17 protein-coding genes are annotated in these 18,312 nt (G+C 42.6%); 8 read left to right on the forward strand and 9 right to left on the reverse strand.

Going from position 1 to position 18,312, the window contains the following annotated elements; translation table 11 throughout:
• The first annotated feature begins 9 nt into the window (after positions 1 to 9).
• Together FGL90_RS02835 and FGL90_RS02840 are read left to right on the forward strand one after the other, a co-directional pair.
• Positions 10 to 915, forward strand: a complete 906-nt coding sequence (locus tag FGL90_RS02835; RefSeq protein WP_147656763.1) for a glycine betaine ABC transporter substrate-binding protein — start codon at positions 10 to 12, stop codon at positions 913 to 915.
• Between the two features lie 93 nt (positions 916 to 1,008).
• Entirely contained in the window at positions 1,009 to 2,940 is a 1,932-nt protein-coding gene (locus FGL90_RS02840; protein ID WP_147656765.1) for a M13 family metallopeptidase, read from the forward strand.
• A 54-nt stretch (positions 2,941 to 2,994) separates the two neighbouring features.
• On the opposite strand, the gene FGL90_RS02845 is transcribed toward FGL90_RS02840, so the two are convergent.
• The 3 genes from FGL90_RS02845 to FGL90_RS02855 all read right to left on the reverse strand — a co-directional run bounded on the left by FGL90_RS02845 (position 2,995) and on the right by FGL90_RS02855 (position 8,196).
• The gene (locus FGL90_RS02845; protein WP_010619400.1) at positions 2,995 to 4,740 is read right to left on the reverse strand and encodes a phospho-sugar mutase; all 1,746 of its coding nucleotides are present in this window, start codon (positions 4,738 to 4,740) and stop codon (positions 2,995 to 2,997) included.
• Between the two features lie 59 nt (positions 4,741 to 4,799).
• Entirely contained in the window at positions 4,800 to 6,500 is a 1,701-nt protein-coding gene (locus FGL90_RS02850; RefSeq protein WP_147656767.1) for a phosphoenolpyruvate carboxykinase (ATP), read from the reverse strand.
• A gap of 286 nt (positions 6,501 to 6,786) precedes the next feature.
• Complete coding sequence (locus FGL90_RS02855; protein WP_010619398.1) at positions 6,787 to 8,196, reverse strand: MFS transporter; 1,410 nt, start codon at positions 8,194 to 8,196, stop codon at positions 6,787 to 6,789.
• 197 nt (positions 8,197 to 8,393) lie between these two features.
• On the opposite strand from FGL90_RS02855, the gene FGL90_RS10370 reads away from it, so the two are divergent.
• Positions 8,394 to 8,564, forward strand: a complete 171-nt coding sequence (locus FGL90_RS10370; protein WP_010619397.1) for a hypothetical protein — start codon at positions 8,394 to 8,396, stop codon at positions 8,562 to 8,564.
• Between the two features lie 52 nt (positions 8,565 to 8,616).
• On the opposite strand, the gene FGL90_RS02860 is transcribed toward FGL90_RS10370, so the two are convergent.
• On the reverse strand, positions 8,617 to 9,393 hold the full coding sequence (locus FGL90_RS02860) for a PAS domain-containing protein (protein WP_147656769.1): 777 nt from the start codon (positions 9,391 to 9,393) through the stop codon (positions 8,617 to 8,619).
• 92 nt (positions 9,394 to 9,485) lie between these two features.
• Positions 9,486 to 9,692 (reverse strand): hypothetical protein, encoded by a 207-nt coding sequence (locus FGL90_RS02865; RefSeq protein ID WP_010619395.1) that lies wholly within the window; start codon positions 9,690 to 9,692, stop codon positions 9,486 to 9,488.
• 115 nt (positions 9,693 to 9,807) lie between these two features.
• Between FGL90_RS02865 and map the strand changes: the two genes are divergently transcribed.
• Entirely contained in the window at positions 9,808 to 10,599 is a 792-nt protein-coding gene (gene map, locus FGL90_RS02870) for a type I methionyl aminopeptidase (protein ID WP_010619394.1), read from the forward strand.
• A gap of 38 nt (positions 10,600 to 10,637) precedes the next feature.
• Here the strand turns inward: map and FGL90_RS02875 are convergent, their stop codons facing one another.
• Positions 10,638 to 11,261, reverse strand: a complete 624-nt coding sequence (locus FGL90_RS02875) for a DNA-3-methyladenine glycosylase (protein ID WP_147656771.1) — start codon at positions 11,259 to 11,261, stop codon at positions 10,638 to 10,640.
• Between the two features lie 64 nt (positions 11,262 to 11,325).
• Here FGL90_RS02875 and FGL90_RS02880 point away from each other — a divergent pair, with 64 nt between their 5' ends.
• The gene (locus FGL90_RS02880) at positions 11,326 to 11,685 is read left to right on the forward strand and encodes a DUF488 domain-containing protein (protein WP_010619392.1); all 360 of its coding nucleotides are present in this window, start codon (positions 11,326 to 11,328) and stop codon (positions 11,683 to 11,685) included.
• Positions 11,686 to 11,717: 32 nt separating this feature from the next.
• Here the strand turns inward: FGL90_RS02880 and FGL90_RS02885 are convergent, their stop codons facing one another.
• Both FGL90_RS02885 and FGL90_RS02890 read right to left on the reverse strand, forming a co-directional pair.
• On the reverse strand, positions 11,718 to 13,088 hold the full coding sequence (locus FGL90_RS02885) for an Nramp family divalent metal transporter (RefSeq protein ID WP_010619391.1): 1,371 nt from the start codon (positions 13,086 to 13,088) through the stop codon (positions 11,718 to 11,720).
• 38 nt (positions 13,089 to 13,126) lie between these two features.
• Entirely contained in the window at positions 13,127 to 13,588 is a 462-nt protein-coding gene (locus tag FGL90_RS02890; protein ID WP_147656773.1) for a universal stress protein, read from the reverse strand.
• Between the two features lie 206 nt (positions 13,589 to 13,794).
• On the opposite strand from FGL90_RS02890, the gene FGL90_RS10375 reads away from it, so the two are divergent.
• The 3 genes from FGL90_RS10375 (at position 13,795) to FGL90_RS02900 (ending at position 17,266) form a co-directional block, all read left to right on the forward strand.
• Positions 13,795 to 13,968 carry a hypothetical protein gene (locus tag FGL90_RS10375; protein ID WP_187240432.1) on the forward strand — a complete coding sequence of 58 codons (174 nt, stop codon included), beginning with the start codon at positions 13,795 to 13,797 and terminating at the stop codon, positions 13,966 to 13,968.
• A complete protein-coding gene (locus FGL90_RS02895; RefSeq protein ID WP_147656775.1) occupies positions 13,965 to 15,491 on the forward strand; it encodes an aryl-sulfate sulfotransferase in 1,527 nt (508 codons plus the stop codon). Before FGL90_RS10375 ends, FGL90_RS02895 begins: the two co-directional genes overlap by 4 nt.
• 95 nt (positions 15,492 to 15,586) lie before the next feature.
• On the forward strand, positions 15,587 to 17,266 hold the full coding sequence (locus FGL90_RS02900) for an aryl-sulfate sulfotransferase (RefSeq protein ID WP_147656777.1): 1,680 nt from the start codon (positions 15,587 to 15,589) through the stop codon (positions 17,264 to 17,266).
• 39 nt (positions 17,267 to 17,305) lie between these two features.
• Here FGL90_RS02900 and FGL90_RS02905 read toward each other — a convergent pair whose 3' ends face one another.
• A complete protein-coding gene (locus FGL90_RS02905) occupies positions 17,306 to 18,247 on the reverse strand; it encodes a phosphoglycerate dehydrogenase (protein ID WP_147656779.1) in 942 nt (313 codons plus the stop codon).
• Between the last annotated feature and the right edge of the window lie 65 nt (positions 18,248 to 18,312).

Raw genomic sequence — 18,312 nt, forward strand, 5'->3', positions numbered from 1 at the left:
GGAGTAATTATGTCAAAATTGAAACGTCTCCTTCTACTAGGCTTCATTGCTTTGCTTATCGTACCGTTGGCAGCGTGCCAATCTTCAACTGCTGCCTATAATCCTAAACAAAAATTAGGCCCACAAATCAACTACACGATTACGGGAATTGATGCGGGTGCCGGAATCATGGGTGGCGCGCAATCAGCCCTTTCCGCTTATCATTTGCAAAAGGACAATTGGCAACTTCAAACTAGTTCGACTGCCGCAATGACAAGTACCTTAGATAAGGCAATTAAGTACAAACAGCCTATCGTCATTACCGGTTGGCAACCCCACTGGATGTTTACTAAGTATCCAATTAAATTTCTAAAGGATCCAAAGCACGTCTTTGGTAAAGCTGAAAGCATTCACACTATTACGCGGGTTGGTTTGAAAAAAGATAATCCTGCCGTCTACAAGTTCCTAACTCAGTTCCACTGGAACGCAACGCAAATGTCCCAAATTATGCTAAAAGTTAATGCCGGTGAGGCGCCTTCCAAGGCAGCCAAAGCCTACATCAAGGATCATCCAGCGCAAGTCAACCAGTGGCTTTCTGGTGTTAAGGCCGGCCATGGAAAAGCTGTGAAGTTTACGTACGTTGCTTGGGATTCAGAAATTGCTTCAACTAATTTAGTTAAGCAATTACTGGAGTCTAAGGGCTACAAGGTCACAATCCAGCCGATGGAAGCCGAAACAATGTGGGCATCAATTGCCACAAACGCAGCGGATGCATCCGTCTCTGCTTGGCTACCAACCACTTCTGGTCGTTATGCTAAACAGTACAAAGGTCAATTCGTGGACGTTCGAGCAAACCTCCACGGTGCCAAAACTGGGTTGGCGGTGCCAAAGTACATGAAGAATATCAATTCAATTTCAGATTTGGTAAACAAATAGGTTGCATGGAGCATTCAACGCTGACTGTTGAGTGCTCTTTTTTTCATTCAAAGTGTATAATGAATAATTAAATAATCAATGGAGGTCTTGTGTATGACTCAAACTAACAATGATCAACTTAATACATCACTACTAAAAGATGATTTTTACGATGCCATCAATGGTGGCTGGATTGAAAATGCAGAGATTCCCGCTGACCACTCCTCAACTGGTGGCTTCATGGATCTTGCCGACAATATCGAAAAGATCTTGATGACCGACTTTGCCAAGTTGCGAGACGGCAAAATGGCACCAGAAAATCCTCAGATGGCTGAATTTAAAAAATTCTACCAAATGACCAGCAATTTTGAGCGCCGGGATAAGGCTAGTGCAGCCCCCCTCAAACCATACTTACAGCGAATTGAAGATCTAACTAGTTACGCCGATTTGAACGCGCAACTAGTCGATTGGATTATTACGGGACTTCCCCTTCCATTCGACATTGATGTTGATTCAGATATGAAAAATTCAACGATTTACGCATTATTTGCCGGCGGACCACGACTTTTCCTCCCCGACAAAACCTATTACGAAGACGGCAATGAAGCTGCTAAGAAACTGATGCCCCTCTTCAGCGAAATGACTGAATCTTTACTTCGGATGGCTGACTATCCCGAATCAGACGCCCATCAAATTGTGGAACAAGCTAAGGACTTTGACCGTCAAATAGCCCCTCACGTAAAGTCCGCCGAAGAATCTGCTGACTACAGTAAAATGTACAATCCTAAGGACATTGATACCTTTGGCAAATACACTGATAAGCTTGACCTCGTTGCAGCCGTCAAGGAGCTAGTTAACGGAGAGCCTAAGCAAATTATTTTGCCAGAGCCTGCCTACTTTGAAGCACTCAGTTCACTATTAACTGATGATAACTTCGAAAAAATTAAGAGCTGGATGCTCGTTAAGACCGTTGATGGACTGGCCAGTTACCTTTCTGAGGACTTCCGCCAAACTGGTAGCCAGTATGGTCGTGCACTTTCTGGTCGAAAAGAAGCCCGCAGCAAAGAAAAAGCTGCTTACTACCTCGCCTCCGGAATTTACGATCAAGTGGTTGGTGACTATTACGGTCACAAATACTTTGGCGAAAAGGCTAAGCAAGACGTCCACGACATGGTTGTCAAAATGGTCAACGTTTATAAGAACCGGTTGCAAAACAACGACTGGCTTAGTGCTTCAACTCGTGAAAAGGCCGTCTTAAAGCTTGATAAGCTTGGAATTCAGGTTGGTTATCCGGATAAAATCGACTCACTTTATGATAAGTTTAAGGTCACTGAACCCGCTGATGGTGGTACATTGCTGGGAAATATTATGACCTTTACTCAAATTCAAACCAAGGATCAATTTAGCAAGTGGAACAAACCCGTCGACCGGACGCGCTGGGAAATGAGTGCTAACACAGTCAACGCTTATTACCATCCATTCCACAACATCATCGTCTTTCCGGCTGCTATTTTACAGGCACCCTTCTACAGTCTGGAACAATCATCCAGTCAAAACTTTGGTGGAATTGGTGCCGTTATCGCGCATGAAATTTCTCATGCATTTGATAACAACGGTTCCCTGTTCGATGAGTTTGGTAATATGAACAACTGGTGGACGGATGAAGACCACGAACACTTTAAGGGGTTAGCCGAGAACATGGTTAACGAATTTGAGGGAATTCCTTTCTCAGGTCAAAAGGTAAATGGCCGCTTAACCGTTTCCGAAAATATTGCGGATGCCGGCGGACTCAGTTGCGCGCTCGAAGCTGCAAAAAGTGAAGATGATGTTGATCTAGAAGCATTCTTCATTAACTGGGGAACCATTTGGCGCATGAAGGCTACGACGGAGTACATGCAATTGCTGTTATCAATTGATGTCCACGCGCCAGCAAAGCTTCGTGCAAATGTTCAAGTCCAAAATTTGGATGACTTCTTCAAAACGTTTAACGTGACTGAAAACGATCAAATGTACAAGAAACCAGTTGATCGCGTTAAAATTTGGTAATTTAGAAATAACAAAGGGGCAATGACTTTTACAGTCATTGCCCCTTTGTTGTCACTATTTAATTGTTTGCTCTATCCCACTAATCCACTGCTTTAAGCTAGTTTCGTAGTTGGCAAGCTTAGCATCTGCATCAGCCTGGTTTTCGCCATTTGTACCAATATATAGCTTAATCTTCGGTTCAGTTCCTGAAGGACGCACGGCAATCCAAGTACCATCTTCCAGCCAGTACTTCAATACATCGGCTTTAGGAAGTGTTAGTGCAGTTTCAGAACCATCTGCACTAACTTGTACCCCCTTGAGGATATCGTCCACTGACTGGACGTTAACCCCTGCAAATGAGGTTGGTTGCTGCTCATGAACTTTAGTCATGATTTTCTTCATAATCGTTTGGCCCTTAACGCCATCGTACTCCTGAGCAATCGTCTTCTCCGCGTAGAAACCATACTTTTGGTAGAGTTTTTGGATGCCATCATATAGGGTCAGCCCCTGTTGCTTATAGTAAGCAGCAACTTCTGCCAATAACAACGTTGATTGAATCGCATCCTTATCACGAACAAACGGTTTGATAAGGTAACCATAGCTTTCTTCAAATCCAAATAAGAACGTCTTATCCTTCTTATCTTCAGCAGATTTAATTTGTTCAGCGATGTACTTGAAGCCAGTTAGTACATCAATCATTTCGACGCCGTAATCATTGGCAATCTTAGTTGCTAATTCGGTTGAGACAATTGACTTAACAACCATGCCATTTGCTGGTAAATCGCCAGCCTGTTTGTGGGCTTCCAAAATATAGGCTAGAAGGACCGACGCAATCTGATTCCCCGTCATCAATTGGTACTCGCCGTCAGGTTGACGCACGGCGGCTCCTAAGCGATCAGCATCGGGATCGGTTGCAACCAGCAAGTCAGCATGTTCTTCCTTGCCCAGCTGAATAGCCATATCAAACGCTTGTGAAAATTCCGGATTAGGATACGGCGTTGTTGGAAATTCAGGATCAGCGATTGCTTGCTTTGCCACCATCTTAAATTGACGGAAGCCAGCGTTCGTTAAAGCGCGTTGGCCAATGACCCGGCCAGTTCCATGTAAGGGTGTGTAGACTAATTTCATCTGACTGCCAACCGACTCAATTAAGTCGTGGTTGATTGTCACTGATGCAACATTTTCCAAGTAAGGTTCATCGACATCTTCGCCAATGATGTGCATCAAATTAGTCTGACGCAACACCTGTTCGCTTGACACTTTTTCAGAAAATAAATCAGTCACAGAATTAATTTGATCGACAATTTTTTCGAGGGCATCCGGCGCCATTTGACCGCCGTCTTCACCATAAAGCTTGTAGCCATTGTATTGCTTAGGATTATGACTTGCGGTAATCATGACCCCAGCAAACGTGTGCAAATAGCGCACTGCAAAAGAAAGTTCTGGTGTTGGTCGAATATCATCAAAGACGTAGCTTGGAATACCGTGAGCACCCAAAACCTTTGCCACCCGATGCGCAAATTCACGAGAATGGTACCGTGAATCAAACCCAACGGCAACTCCGCGCTTTTTATCAGCGGCGGATAAAGTATCCATAAACCGGGCGAGGCCCTCAGTTGCTGCACCCACCGTATAAATGTTCATGAGACCGATTCCGGCACCCATAACTCCCCGCATCCCGGCAGTACCAAAGGACATAGGTGCTTCAAAGGCGTCTTTTAGGGCTTCTTCGTCACCCTTCATTTCGCCTAATTCGGCGCGTAATTCCGGTTGCAAATGGGGCTGACGTTTCCACTCTTGATAATTTTCATTCCAACTCATTTATATTTACTCCTCTTGGTTAATCCATAAACTTCATAAACTAGTGTATCGCATTTTAATTATGAATTCATCAAAACATTCAGCAGTTCCTGGGCAGATTCATTCAAACTATCCTTTGACTTATCGTTGCCTAAATGCGTGTAAATTTCCCCAACGTACACCTTGTCGTCATAAAGTTTGTCGAATACTTTTTCAATGATTGGTCGAGTCTTCGCTTCCTCTTGGACGGGGCCGAATGGGTTCGCAAAGAACGTCGTTGTCATCCCAACTTCATCGGTTGTGCCAAGTGCGCGACGTTTTCCAGAAATAAAGGTCTCCTCAGCTTCAGCCTTATCATCAAATTGATGCAATCCAATTTGGTCAGAATAGTTGTTGGCGTACACCCACATGTCGATTTCATGATGCTGAATGATTCGTTCGTATGCGTTGGCAGGAATAATCACTCGCGCATTTTTTCGTTCAGGGTTTAAATAAACGCCCCGATCCATATTGTTGAAGGCAACCGCACTGCTCAAATCATCCAATCGAACAAAGGCTCCCGTTTCGGTTCCCTGCGCGTAAAGCCCAGGTTCACCATCGGTCAACGTAAAGCTGCCCATGTCATCAAAAATGGTTTCCATTGACACAATTTTATCATCAGCAATTTCTTGTAATGCTTCAATTGACTCAGATTTCCCGGCACCAGAATCGCCGAAGAAGACGACTGTTTTCGTCTTACCATTTGAAAAACTGATGCGGACCATTGACCCATGAATTGGCAGCTTCCCCTTATCAATCATGTGCAAATTATGCAGGGTTAGGCACATCTTCTTCATGTACCCAAAGTAGGTCGTCTTATCGTTATATGGCACTTCTCCAACCCAAATATCGTTCGCTTCATCATGATAATAATGACTGACGTCGCCTTCTGTTTCAGCTAGACCAAACAGTAAAATCAAATCTGGCTTTTGTCCCTCAATGCTCTTCCGGTCCGCTACTTCAAACAAGTTGGCAAGGGAAAGGCCACTGACAAAATAATCGCGGTGGAAGTAAATGTAGGCTAAACTTTCGCCAATTTTAGCAGGGAAACAATACCATTCTTCACGACTACCTTCAAATTTGGTAATTGGATTGTCTGAAACCTCTGAAAAGACGCCTTCACGTTTGTTGCTTTTAGTGTGCATCATCATTGGTGGACGCAGCATCAACGTATCCAGGAATCGAACAGATTGTAATTTTTCATAGCTCTTGGGAGCTGGCCATTTGATTGTTTGGGTTAATACACACGCATTGGTCCCGGCATTAACTTGGCGGTACGTTTTATTTAAGTGACCCTGTAATTTTTCTTCAATTGTTCGGTAAAGTTCAATAACAAGTTCATTAAACCGGTTATCAATCGTCATAAATTCGCTGGCAACGACATCATTGTCGTGCAAATTGATTGTGGAAACTCTCAAAAATGAACGATAAAAAGAGTAGAGATCTTCGATACTTGCGAGGATCTCCTGTCGGTTAAATGTCGCAAAAGCGCCTTCTTCATCCAAAACAATGGATTTAAGCGTCTTGAGGTAGGCCTCAGTACCCGCTTTTTCAAAGGTCGTATTGCTATCAACCTGTTTGCGACTAGCTAAAAATTGAGAAACAACAGAACGTAACTCGTCACTATTGATGAGTTCAAAAATATTTTTGATGTATTTTTTGTTGTAATCAAGGACCGCAACCTTTCGATTCTGATTCAAATATAGTGCACCACTTGTGATTGCTTGCGTTTCTTTCGTCATTCCACTGTCTCTCCTTTATGCGTTACTTAAAGGCTATTTTAGCCTATCTGTTTCATTTGCGATACCGCTTTTATGAATCATTTAATAAAAAAGGGGCCGGGACAAAACAAATGTTTTGTCCCGGCCCCTTTACTATTTCCGAATATTCTTGCTTAGTCGGGTTCCAAAAGGCTGCTTTCTCCGCCTAGCTACGATCAACAAACAATCCCAAGTGCAGGATTATTCGTTAATCTAGGCTATGCTCAAAAGCAAACCGCCTTTTGTCTCACCCTCACGTGCTTACCTATTAATTTGCGACCTTTTTATGAGTATTCTTCAGCATCAACGCAATCAACAAGCCAACTACTTCGATCGCGAAAAATGTGATGAACACCGCATGGAATCCTGATAGGGTCGCCAGTGCGTGCGTCATTCCCAAGTGGAAGTGACTTGCGGTACTATTTGCTAAAATGAGCGTGGCCACCATTACGCCAGTTGATCCTAGAATCTGTCGCGTTGTTGTGATGACGGCGGTCCCGTGAGAAATCAGGTCATCAGGAAGTGAATTCGCGCCCAACGTCACTGCGGGCATCATGACAAAGGCATTGCCACCCTCGATTAAAGCAGCCAGCAGAATCATCGCTAGGAGGGAACTTTGCTGATGCTGTAGGCTAAGAATTCCCCAGCCAATCACAATCATGACCATTCCAATCAGCATGACCGTCTTGAACCCAATTTTGTCGGCTAGTTTGCCCGTAATCGGGTTTAGAATGCTCAGAAAAATAGCACCTGGAACCAGTGCCATCCCCGAAATGAACGGCGAGACCCCGAGAACATTTTGATAATAAAGGGGAAAAATAATTGTCACCACAATTAGTGCAATATAGGAAGCCCCGGTTAATAAGACCGCCAAGTCAAAGTTAAACGTTTTTAAAACGTTGAGGTTGAGCAGTGGTGTTTCCAAATGAAATTGTCGCACAACAAACCAGGTAACCGCCAAAATGCTAATGATTAAAATTATCCAAGCTAACGGCCAGTTGACGCCCTTTTGCCCAACTAAATTAATAACGTATAAAATACCAATGAATCCGACTAGGCAAATAACCGAAATCAGATCTAACTTTGTTGTTTTAAGCGGCATCACACTCTTGATGAAAAAGAGTGCCAAAATAATAATGATCGTAATAATGACCATGAATACCAGGAAGAGCCCCCGCCAGGTCATGAACTTCAGCACGATTCCGGAAATAATCGGTCCAACTGCCAAAGCAGATCCCATGACCAGTCCGGCGGCGCCCATAACGGATCCTCGTTGGCCTTCTGGCGTAATCCGGAGCAAGACAATTTGGAAAGATGGAAACAAAATGCCAACCCCAATTGCCTCTAGTGCTCTTCCTAACAGCATAATCGGGAAGCTTGGTGCTAGGTAGATAATGAGCGTTCCCACGTCAAAGAAAATAAGCACCATGAGATAAATTGATTTGAACTTCATGTTGCTCAGTAACCAAGGACTAATTGGCATCATGACGCACATAATCAGCATAAATCCCGTAGTCAGCCATTGGACTGATGAAGCTGGAATTGAAAAAAACTTCATTAATAATGGATAGGCTGTTGAAAGCGATGACTGACTAATCGACATTGTGAACGTCCCTGCCAGTAACGTGATGATAAATAGCAAACGATTATAATCTTGATTCTTAGTATCTGATTGCAAGTTTCTGATCCCCCATCAGTTTAGAATTATTCTAGTGTACTCAAACTAATCATAGTCGTTTCAGTAATAATTGTAAAACCTAATTGATAAAATTTGCTTTAACTCACAAAAGTCGCTTTTCCTAAAGTTTATTCCTTAAATGCGCTATAATGAATCTAGGTAGTAATTAGTTATTTTACGAAATTGAGGTGAACGACGTGGATCTAGTAAGTTATTTAAAGGACCAAATCGAATTTTTAAGCGAACAATTTAAAGATGCAAAAAATGACCAAAACGAAACAATGGCCTACTTGGTTGAGTCGCGACTTGATGAAGCTAAAAAAATTATGACCGCTGTGAATAAGGGCCAAATTGATCGATTAAGCTAAAATTAAAAGAGCTTCCGGCAAATGTCGGAAGCTCTTTTTTGACCTATTTAATCTATCCTTCTGAAGCACCTGTACTTGTATCAGGCTTGGGTTCAGGTTTTGGTTCTGGCTTTGGAGCCGGAGCAGCATCTGAAGCACCGGTACTTGTGTCAGGCTTTGGCGCTGGTTCTGGTTCAGCGCCAGAAGCAGCAGTTGCCGTATCAGCAGGGCCACCCTTAACGGAGGCGCCCGTCACAGCGTCTGGATCTGGAACAAGTTTTTGGCCAGTCTTGGCGAGATACCACTTGATTTCTGGCATAATATCGAGAACTTGTTCGTTAACACCAGCGTAGTCGCCGTCTTTGTCGTGCATCCCAATGTAGTTATGGATGATGTAACGATCTGGACCGTTACCGGGAACTGGCATTTGGAAGCTGGCTTTTTCACCAGTTCGCAAGCCGTTGATTACTTGTGCAACATGCTTAACGGCACGCGCTGGATGAACTGCTGACATTGGGTCACCAGCTTGTTTTGGCCAACGAGGTGCTAACATGTCATCGTAGGGCACCATGTTGTTGTAGTAGATGAATTGGTTATTGTCATCCGCATAAGTTAACTCCATTGGCATCGAGTTCAAAAAGTTATTCAATTGGTCGACCGTTAGAATACCACGATCTAATTTGACGTAATCTTTCCCCTCAGCAGCATTAACCTTTTTGGCTGCTTGTTCAACCCAATCATCGGCATTCATATCGACACCCTCGACAGTTGCCTTAGACTTGCCACTTGCAGTTAAATCCTCAACGTTTCCATTATCTAATTCAATATGACTAAAATCATTTTCACTCATAATAATGCTCCCTTCAAATGCACTTTTTTTAGCATAATCTATTATAAGATTTTTTTCACATAGATGTAAAGCGGTTACAACATAAAAATTAATTATTTTCTTTTATCTAATAAAGTTATGCCAACTAATAACAAAAATACGATTAAAATCGGAAAGACGGTTCTTAATGATTGAGCAAGATAATTTTTAAATCCAGCCACATTCGTAAAATCAATTTGTCCCGAAACGAAGAAAGCAATAATAAATGCCACCAGCAAGAGCCAAAGAACCATTCTAACCACTAATAGAACGCGTTTCATGTAAGGCACCTCCATCTGATCTAGTTGCCATCAGTATACCCTATAAAAGGTCAATCTCGTCATAATCGGAAAAAAGGAGTAAATTAGAATTAGCATATCAAAGGAGTTCTTGGAATTGATTACATTAAAATCTGCACGAGAAATTGAAAAGATGCGTGAATCCGGCGCTATATTGGCCGGTGTTCATTTGGGATTGCGTGATATTATCAAACCCGGCATCTCATCATGGGAAATTGAAGAATTTTCCCGGAACTACATTGAATCACATGGTGCAACGGCTTCTGAAATTGGATTTGACGGCTACAAGTTTGCAACCTGTGTCAGCGTCAATGAAGAGGTGGCCCATGGCATTCCCCGCAAGAATCTCATCCTCAAAAAGGGAGACATTGTCAAAGTCGATATGTGCGTCAATTTGGACGGATTCGAAAGCGATTCTTGCTGGAGTTATGCAGTTGGTAAAGTTTCAAAGGATGTCCAAAAATTGATGGATGTTACTTTAAAGGCCCTTTACTTGGGAATTGATCAGGCGCAGGTTGGTAATCGAATTGGTGATATCGGCTATGCTATTCAACAATATGTCGAAGTGGAAAATCATATGGGCGATGTCCGTGACTTAATTGGTCACGGGATTCAGCCAACCATCCACGAGCAACCCAACGTACCCCACTACGGCGAAAAGGGTAAGGGATTACGTTTGCGTGAAGGAATGACGATTACAATTGAGCCAATGGTGAACCTTGGCACTTGGAAAATTGTCCCCCGCGTTGTTGATGGCGATTCTTGGGAATACTACGCATCGGCCGACAACACGCCTTCTGCCCAATTTGAACACACCTTAGCAATCACAAAAGATGGTCCTCAGATTTTAACCTCACAGGATCCAGAGTTTGATAAAAGATACCTATAGAAAAACGGTTAACCACAAACCCAGTGATTAACCATTTTTTACTTCCATCCCCTATTTTCTAAATCCATCTCGCGTTTTCTCATTCCTGAAACGTATGGGTTCCCCGCCACAAAATAGCGCAGTGGCAACAACGTGCCATTTCCATTCTGACTAACACCAATTCGGGAGGATTCTCCCACCTTTGCTGGAATTTTTCCGGTTAATTGAATTGTGAGTGGGGCCTCATCTAAAGAAATGAGGTTTAAAGACTTGTCCTGGATACCAAGTGCCTGCATTAATTTCCCAGGGCCATTTGTTAATTCATACCCTTCACGCGAACGATTTTGTCGCATTAACTCAATCCCATCAACGGGTTCCAACCCTCTCACCAAAATCCCTTGGGGAACGGCGGCTTCCTGGGTCGCAATGTCAAACATGTACCGACCATGGATTGAATAGATATAAATCGTACCAGGATCACGATAGAGAGCTTCATTTGAGGGAGTTCGCTTCCCTTGAAAGGCATGAGCCGCTGAATCATTTTGTCCCAAATACGCTTCCGCTTCAGTAATGTAGCCGCTCATTACCCCCTGATTTGTCTGATAACGTAGCGTCTTTCCCAATAATTCACTGGCGATCAGCTCAGTTGGTTCCCCACTGAAGAACGCTGTTAATTCACTCATCAAATCCCCCTCCTTTTCTCTAATATAACTTGGTGGTAAACTTTCAACAAGGGTGGTGACTTTCATGAAACTTAAAATTGAACGGATTTACACCAAACCGATTGACCAAAACGGCTATCGAATCTTAGTGGATCGGCTTTGGCCACGTGGAATCTCCAAGGTGAACGCAGCTTTAGACCTTTGGAAGAAGGAAATTGGACCGTCAACTGACCTTCGGAAATGGTTCAATCATGATCCAGAGAAGTATGCTGAATTCAGTCAAAAATATATTGCTGAACTTGATGCAAACAAAGAAACGGCGGCATTTATTGATCTAATCAAAGACCAGCTTGAGCATCAGGACGTCATTCTCCTATTTGGCGCGAAGGACGAAACTCACAATCAAGCAGTTGTCCTCCAAAAATATATCTCAGAGAAATTATAAAAGCCTACTAACTCAACGTTAGCAGGCTTTTCTTATAGCGTTTCAAATATCAAATTTAGATTTAAAGCAATTAATATAATGGCGATAATCCACGAAGTCCATTTGACCCACGGCTTGTTCACGAATGGCCCCATGAGCTTCTTACTACTTGTGAAGATAATCAGTGGCACAATCGCAAATGGCAACGCAATGCTCAGGAACACCTGCGACAGTGTCAGCAACCCTTCGATCTTTGCCTCGTTACCCTTAAAGTAAATGGCAAAAATGAGCACGGGAGTAATTGAAAGTAATCGTGTTAATAGTCGTTGGGCCCAAAGTGGCATCTTTAAGTGAATGAACCCTTCCATAATAACTTGACCAGCCAATGTCCCCGTAATAGTAGAACTTTGTCCGGATGACAGCAGCGCAATGGCGAACAACATACTTAGAATTGGACTGGCAATTGCCCCCACAATTTGAGAATCCTGTAGGGCGTTGTACAAGTCGCCAAATCGACCTAAATCGCTGTTTGTGCCAAAGAATAGTGCGGCACCTAAGATTAATAGCAAACAGTTCACAACAAACGCAACCGTCAACTGTGTGTTCGAATCGATAATCGTAAATTTGATTGTCTTGCGAACACTTGCTTCATCGTTATGGTCAAAGCTTCTAGTTTGAGAAATTGAAGAACCCAAATATAAATTATGAGGCATCACAGTTGCACCCACAATTCCAAGGCCTAAATAAAGCATCGAATTATTAGTGACTAAATCCGTCTTGGGAACGAAGCCGCCCAAAATTTGAGAAAACTGTGGTTGCGCTAAAATAACTTCATATAGAAAGACAAAAAGAATAACGGCAACCAACGTCGCGACAATCGCTTCAATTTTTCTGAAGCCAAGTTTCATTAATAAGAGCAATATCAAAACATCTAATGCGGTAATTGCAATCCCGATAATTAGTGGAATGTGGAACAGCAACTCGATTGCAATACCGGAACCAATAATTTCAGCGATATCAGTCGCCATAATCGCTAATTCCGTGATAATCCAAAGGAATATTCCTAGGCCTTTATTTGTGTGATCACGCGTTAATTGTGCTAAATCACGTCCCGTGACGATTCCCAACCTTGCCGCCATCGCTTGAAGGAGCATCGCAATTAAACTAGATAATAGAATAACCGTTAACAGCTTATATTTAAATTGAGAACCACCGGCAATTGAGGTAATCCAGTTACCAGGGTCCATATAGCCGACCGCAATCAGCGCTCCTGGACCACTATATGCTGCAAAGGTTCGCCAGAAGCCCGCGTTTGCCGGCACATTAATCGTGCCATTAATTTCATCCAAACTCTTGCTTTGCCCATCGGTGACATCCATCATTTTTTCATGTTTTGTCTTATGTGTTTCGTCAGATTTTGCCATATTCTGCCTCGCTTCCTATGTGATGATTTATAAGATGACTATCGAACGACGATAACGGAAGTAGAGGCACGTTTCGCTAAATGTAGTCCAATTGTTTTACCTGACTTATGTCTGGCATCAACCATGTCAGCACCGCAGACAACGAGGTCTGGATGAAATTCAGGAATAATTTGATCCAGCACAACATCATCAACGTCACCGCCCTCACCAATTAGTGATTTAACGGACTTAACGCCATATTGTTTAGCCAAATTGGCATAATGCTTAACAACTTCTTCAACCGCCTCACGCTTTTTTTGTAAGCGATCTGGTGATAATGAATCATAAATATTAATATCTTCCATTTCCATAACGGAAACGATTCCCAAACTAATCCCATTGTCCTTTGCGTACGTCACTGCAAATCGAAACGCATGCTTAGTAGAATCAGTATCATCGGCATCAACCGTCAACAGTACCCGTTTAAAAAATAGTGGCAACGTTTGCTCACTTTCACTCATTTTAAAATCCTCCCTAATCAATCTTAATTATTCATTTCACATTATAGCATTAAGTCCCGTTTCATGGCGTTCAGCCGCCCAAATATATCAGACAAATTAAATACGCATTTCAAATTAAAGACAAATGAGACTATTTAATATTCATTTAATATTATGGACAATATACTAGTGTGTTAGTCATTATCATAAATTTAGGAGTGAGTAAGTTGGGTAAACATAAAAAGTTGTCTAAATTGTTAGCGCTGCCAGTACTGGCTTTGGGTCTTTTGCTCGTGTTAGCTGGTTGTAGTTCAAATGCATCGGGTGGTACCAGAGATGCCAAAACAAAATCAGGGGTTCTCTCAAGCGCCCAGGTTAAGAAAAACATTAATGGCCATTGATTACAACTCGTGAAGACAATCAAAAATCATTAACTGCTACATATAAAAAAGAAGTTGAGTCTACCAAAAACACTTTGGATACGCCATACGTTAAGGTAAATCCATACGAAACTTCGCCACTTTCCGCCCTGGTCATCTTCCATACCGATGATGCCGTAAAAGTGACCTACACGGTTGTTGGAAAAACGAAGAATACATCAATTTCAAACTCGGTTAAGGGTTACAGCAAGACCCACCAAATTCCAGTGGTTGGTCTTTACTCTGGCGCAAACACCGTTAAGATTACGACTACCGATAAAAATGGCAAAAAGGCAACTAAGTCATTGTCTGTGAAGACAACAACTTCGCTACCTAAATACATTAAGGATTCAAAACCAACCATCAAAAATACGAACAAATCAAAAATGGTGATCGGTAAAAATAAGTTAACGCTGCTTGTTCGATCAACTAAAGAATCATTTGCAGTTGATGGTGATGGCGTCGTTCGTTGGTATTCAACCCTTTGGAACCAACATTTGATGGAAAACATTCATAACGGCCACTTCTTGTTCCTAACTAAGAACAAGCAATCCGACATGATGTATAACGACCTTCTTGAGACCGACTACCTTGGCCGCGTCTACAAGGAATACTCATTTGGTACCAAGACCACCACTAACGAAACTGGTGCTGCTAAAGCTGAAACAACGATCATTCACCATGACATCACCGAGTTACCTAACCATAACTTACTTGTCACTGTGAACGACGGCTCAAAGAAGTACGTTGAGGACACAGTTGTTGAAATTTCACATAAGACTGGGAAAGTCGTTCGCGTCTTAAACCTTAAAAATATTTTGCCAGCCGCAATGTACAAGGAATATAAATCAAAGAAACGGGCTGATGGCAAACTAGATTGGTTCCATAACAATGCTGTCGACTACGTTAAGAAGGATCACAGTATCTTGCTCTCGAGTCGACACCAAGATTTGATGATGAAGATTAACTGGAAGACCCAACAAATTAAGTGGATTTATTCCGGCAAAAAGAAGTCAACTTGGCCCAAGGCATATCGCAAGTATCTATTGACCCCTACCAAAGGAACAGCGGTTACTGGTGGACAACATGGCCTTTACCAATTATCACAATCTAAATCAGGCAACATTGAAAACGTTCTGATTTTTGACAATAATATTGCCGTTACAAATGGTGATAAGAAAACGTCTGGCAAGTATTCTCAAGGAGTTCAATTCAAGATTAACCAAAAGAAAAAGACCATTACCCAAACTTGGGCTTATGGTAAAACGCTTGGCAAACAAAACTTTAGTTACATCATCGGTTACACTCAAAAATTAGGAACCGATAACTATCTCATGGACTATGGGTTCGTCGATGGCGGTAACAAGAGCAACATCGTTGAAGTTGATCAAAACAAGCAGATCTTCAACCTAACCGTTTCAAATCCAGCTTCAAAGGCTTACGTTTACCGAGCTTATCGAGTTGCAGTTTATCCAAGCAACTACACCTTCTCAGTTTACAAATAGCGAAAACTCAGTTAATTTAATAATGTTAAAGAAAATGCGTTGGAGGTGATTTTTCTTAACTCCAACGCATTTTACTATGATTAAGGGGACTCATTATGAAACGAAAATGGCCGGTCATCGGCGTCGTACTCATCATTATCATTGCAATCATCGGGGGATATGCCTATCACGAGCGAACTGTCATCAAGAATCGTTCACTGGTAAGTCAGACACACACAAACAAGCACACCTTATCAATCGCTCAAATCAAGCAAAATTTAACACCCACGCTTTCAACGACTCACATTGATGCAACCAAGTCGTTGCGGAGTTACTATAAGTCCCAGCTGGAAAATCTTACGGTTGGAACTGTCAATGGACAAGCAATCGTTAACCCTTACAAAACCAGTCCGTTAAGCGGCCTCATTTTGGTGAAAACGAAGACCGCTACAAAAGTAACCATGCAGGTTGTTGGGGACACTAAGGCAACGACTATCACGAAACACTATAAAAAATATCAGCAGAATCATTCCGTTGGTGTCCTGGGCTTATATGCTAGCCGAACAAATCAGGTGCAGCTAACGTTTACGACCAAATCTGGCACAAAAACAAGCGCCACTTATGACATGACGACGGCTGCCGTCCCCGCCGACGTTGGGACAAACACCCTCAAGAAATCGGTCCCCTCCAAAATGGCATTAGGCAAAGGAAACGCCAAACTGACCTTTGCCATCAGTAGTCAGGGAATTACCTATGGGTTGGACGCTCAGGGAAAAGTCCGTTGGTACAGCACCAAAGAAACATCGCACGTCTTTAAACGCCTCAAAAATAATCGCCTTTTGATTGTGACCAAAGTGGATGATAACTCTCATAAGTACAACGCCCTGCAAGTGACCGATTTCTACGGTCACGTTTACAAGCAGTACGATTTCAAGGGAATTTTCCCAACCCATTCAGATCATACGAAGCTCGCTGAAAACACCGTCATTCACCATGATGCAATCGAAATGCCAAACGGCGATTTTTTGTTAACGGTTGATGATGGCAGCGCAGACTACGTTGAGGACACCATGATTCAGATTGACCGCCAAACGGGAAAAATCAAGAAAGTTATCGATTTGAAACGAATTCTCCCCGTCAGTTCCTACACAAAGTACGAGGGCACCCATCGTTCCGACGACAAAATTGACTGGTTCCACCAAAATTCGATGTATTACGATCAGAAAAACGGTGAACTCATCATTTCTGGTCGAAACCAAGATATGATTTTCGCAATTAATTACAAAACATTGAGCCTTAATTGGATTTTAGCCGCCAATCAAAAGCTTCCGAAAAAGTATCAGAAATTTCTGCTAAAGCCAACCACCAAGAACTATAAATTCAACGCTGGCCAACATGCAGTTAAATTGATTCATACCGGCAAAATCAACGGCAATCAGGTTGAACTCGAGTTCTATGACAATAATGTGGTTGTAACTCGTGGAAACCAGAAAGCGTCAAAAACCTATTCCACTGGTGATATTGTCAAAATTGATCGAGTCAACCGAACCGTTACTAAAACCTGGAGTTATGGTAAATCGCTTGGAAAGACGAATTTCACCAATATTGTTGGAAGCAGTTACGCTATCGGCAACGATAATACGCTGATTAACTTCGGTTATGCCGATTCTGGTAAACGAAGCGAATTTGTGGAGGTAAACCGCAAAACCAATCAAGTTGTCTTTGATGTTGATCGAACGAATTTCTCAACTGGAGATTGGAGTTATCGCGCGCAGAGAATGACCTTGTTCCCATAAGAAAAGGAGTAAACGTAAAAACACGTTTACTCCCTTTTGTTATTTTGGATCATTGACCGCAAAATCGGGACGTTTCCCCGATAATGCTTGATCCACCATTTTCTCGGCACCCAGCGCCATTCTTTGACTTGCTTCAATGGTATTAGAACCCGTATGAGGTGTCAAAAATGCGTTGTCCAATCCAAGTAGTGGGCTGTCCTTTTTCAATGGCTCTTGTTCAAAGACGTCTAATGCTGCGCTTCTAATTTCACCGCTCTTCAACGCTTCCACCAGTGCCGCCTCATCAATCACCGAACCACGCGCAAAGTTCACAAGGCTGGCACTCGGCTTCATCATTCTAAGTTCTTTTGCGCCAATCATGTGATGGGTCGCCGGTGTGGCGGGAACGTGCAGTGACACATAATCAGATTCGGTCAAAATACGTTCAAGTGATACTTGCTCTCCGTAGGTACTTGTTTTCTCTGATCGATTATAAAATAAAATTTTAACGCCAAATCCAACGAGTCGCTTTGCGACCTCTTGGCCAATGTGACCAAAGCCAACAATTCCGACCGTTTTGCCGTTTAAGTCAAATCCCATCGTCTGTCGTTTGATATTCCAGTGGCCGTCTTCAAGCGCTTGGGAAGCCTGATAAGCGTTCTTCGATAGTAATAAGATATCTGTCACCGTTGATTCCGCCACCGTAATCGCATTTGACCCAGGATTATTTGTCACCCAAATGCCCAGCTCTGCAGCAGTTTCAACGTCAGTCGCATCGTAGCCGACACCCATGCCAGCCACAATGGTCAATTGTTTTAAGCTCTCTAGGGTTTGCTTGTCATAGCCGTGACCAATGGAAACAATCGCATCAACGTCAGCGGCTTTTCCCATAAAGTCGGCGTCCAGTTCGTGATCGTATTCGACGATGGTGTACCCTTTTTTAGTTAAATAGTTTTCGGTTAATTGTTCCCCATTTCTGGGAATTAAGACCTTCTTGCTCAATTACAGCACCTCATTTCGACTTTAATTATACCGGATTATAGACCATTGGACACAAAAAGCGAGAC

The sequence above is a fragment of the Secundilactobacillus malefermentans genome (assembly GCF_008033155.1).
Classification (GTDB): Bacteria; Bacillota; Bacilli; order Lactobacillales; family Lactobacillaceae; genus Secundilactobacillus; species Secundilactobacillus malefermentans.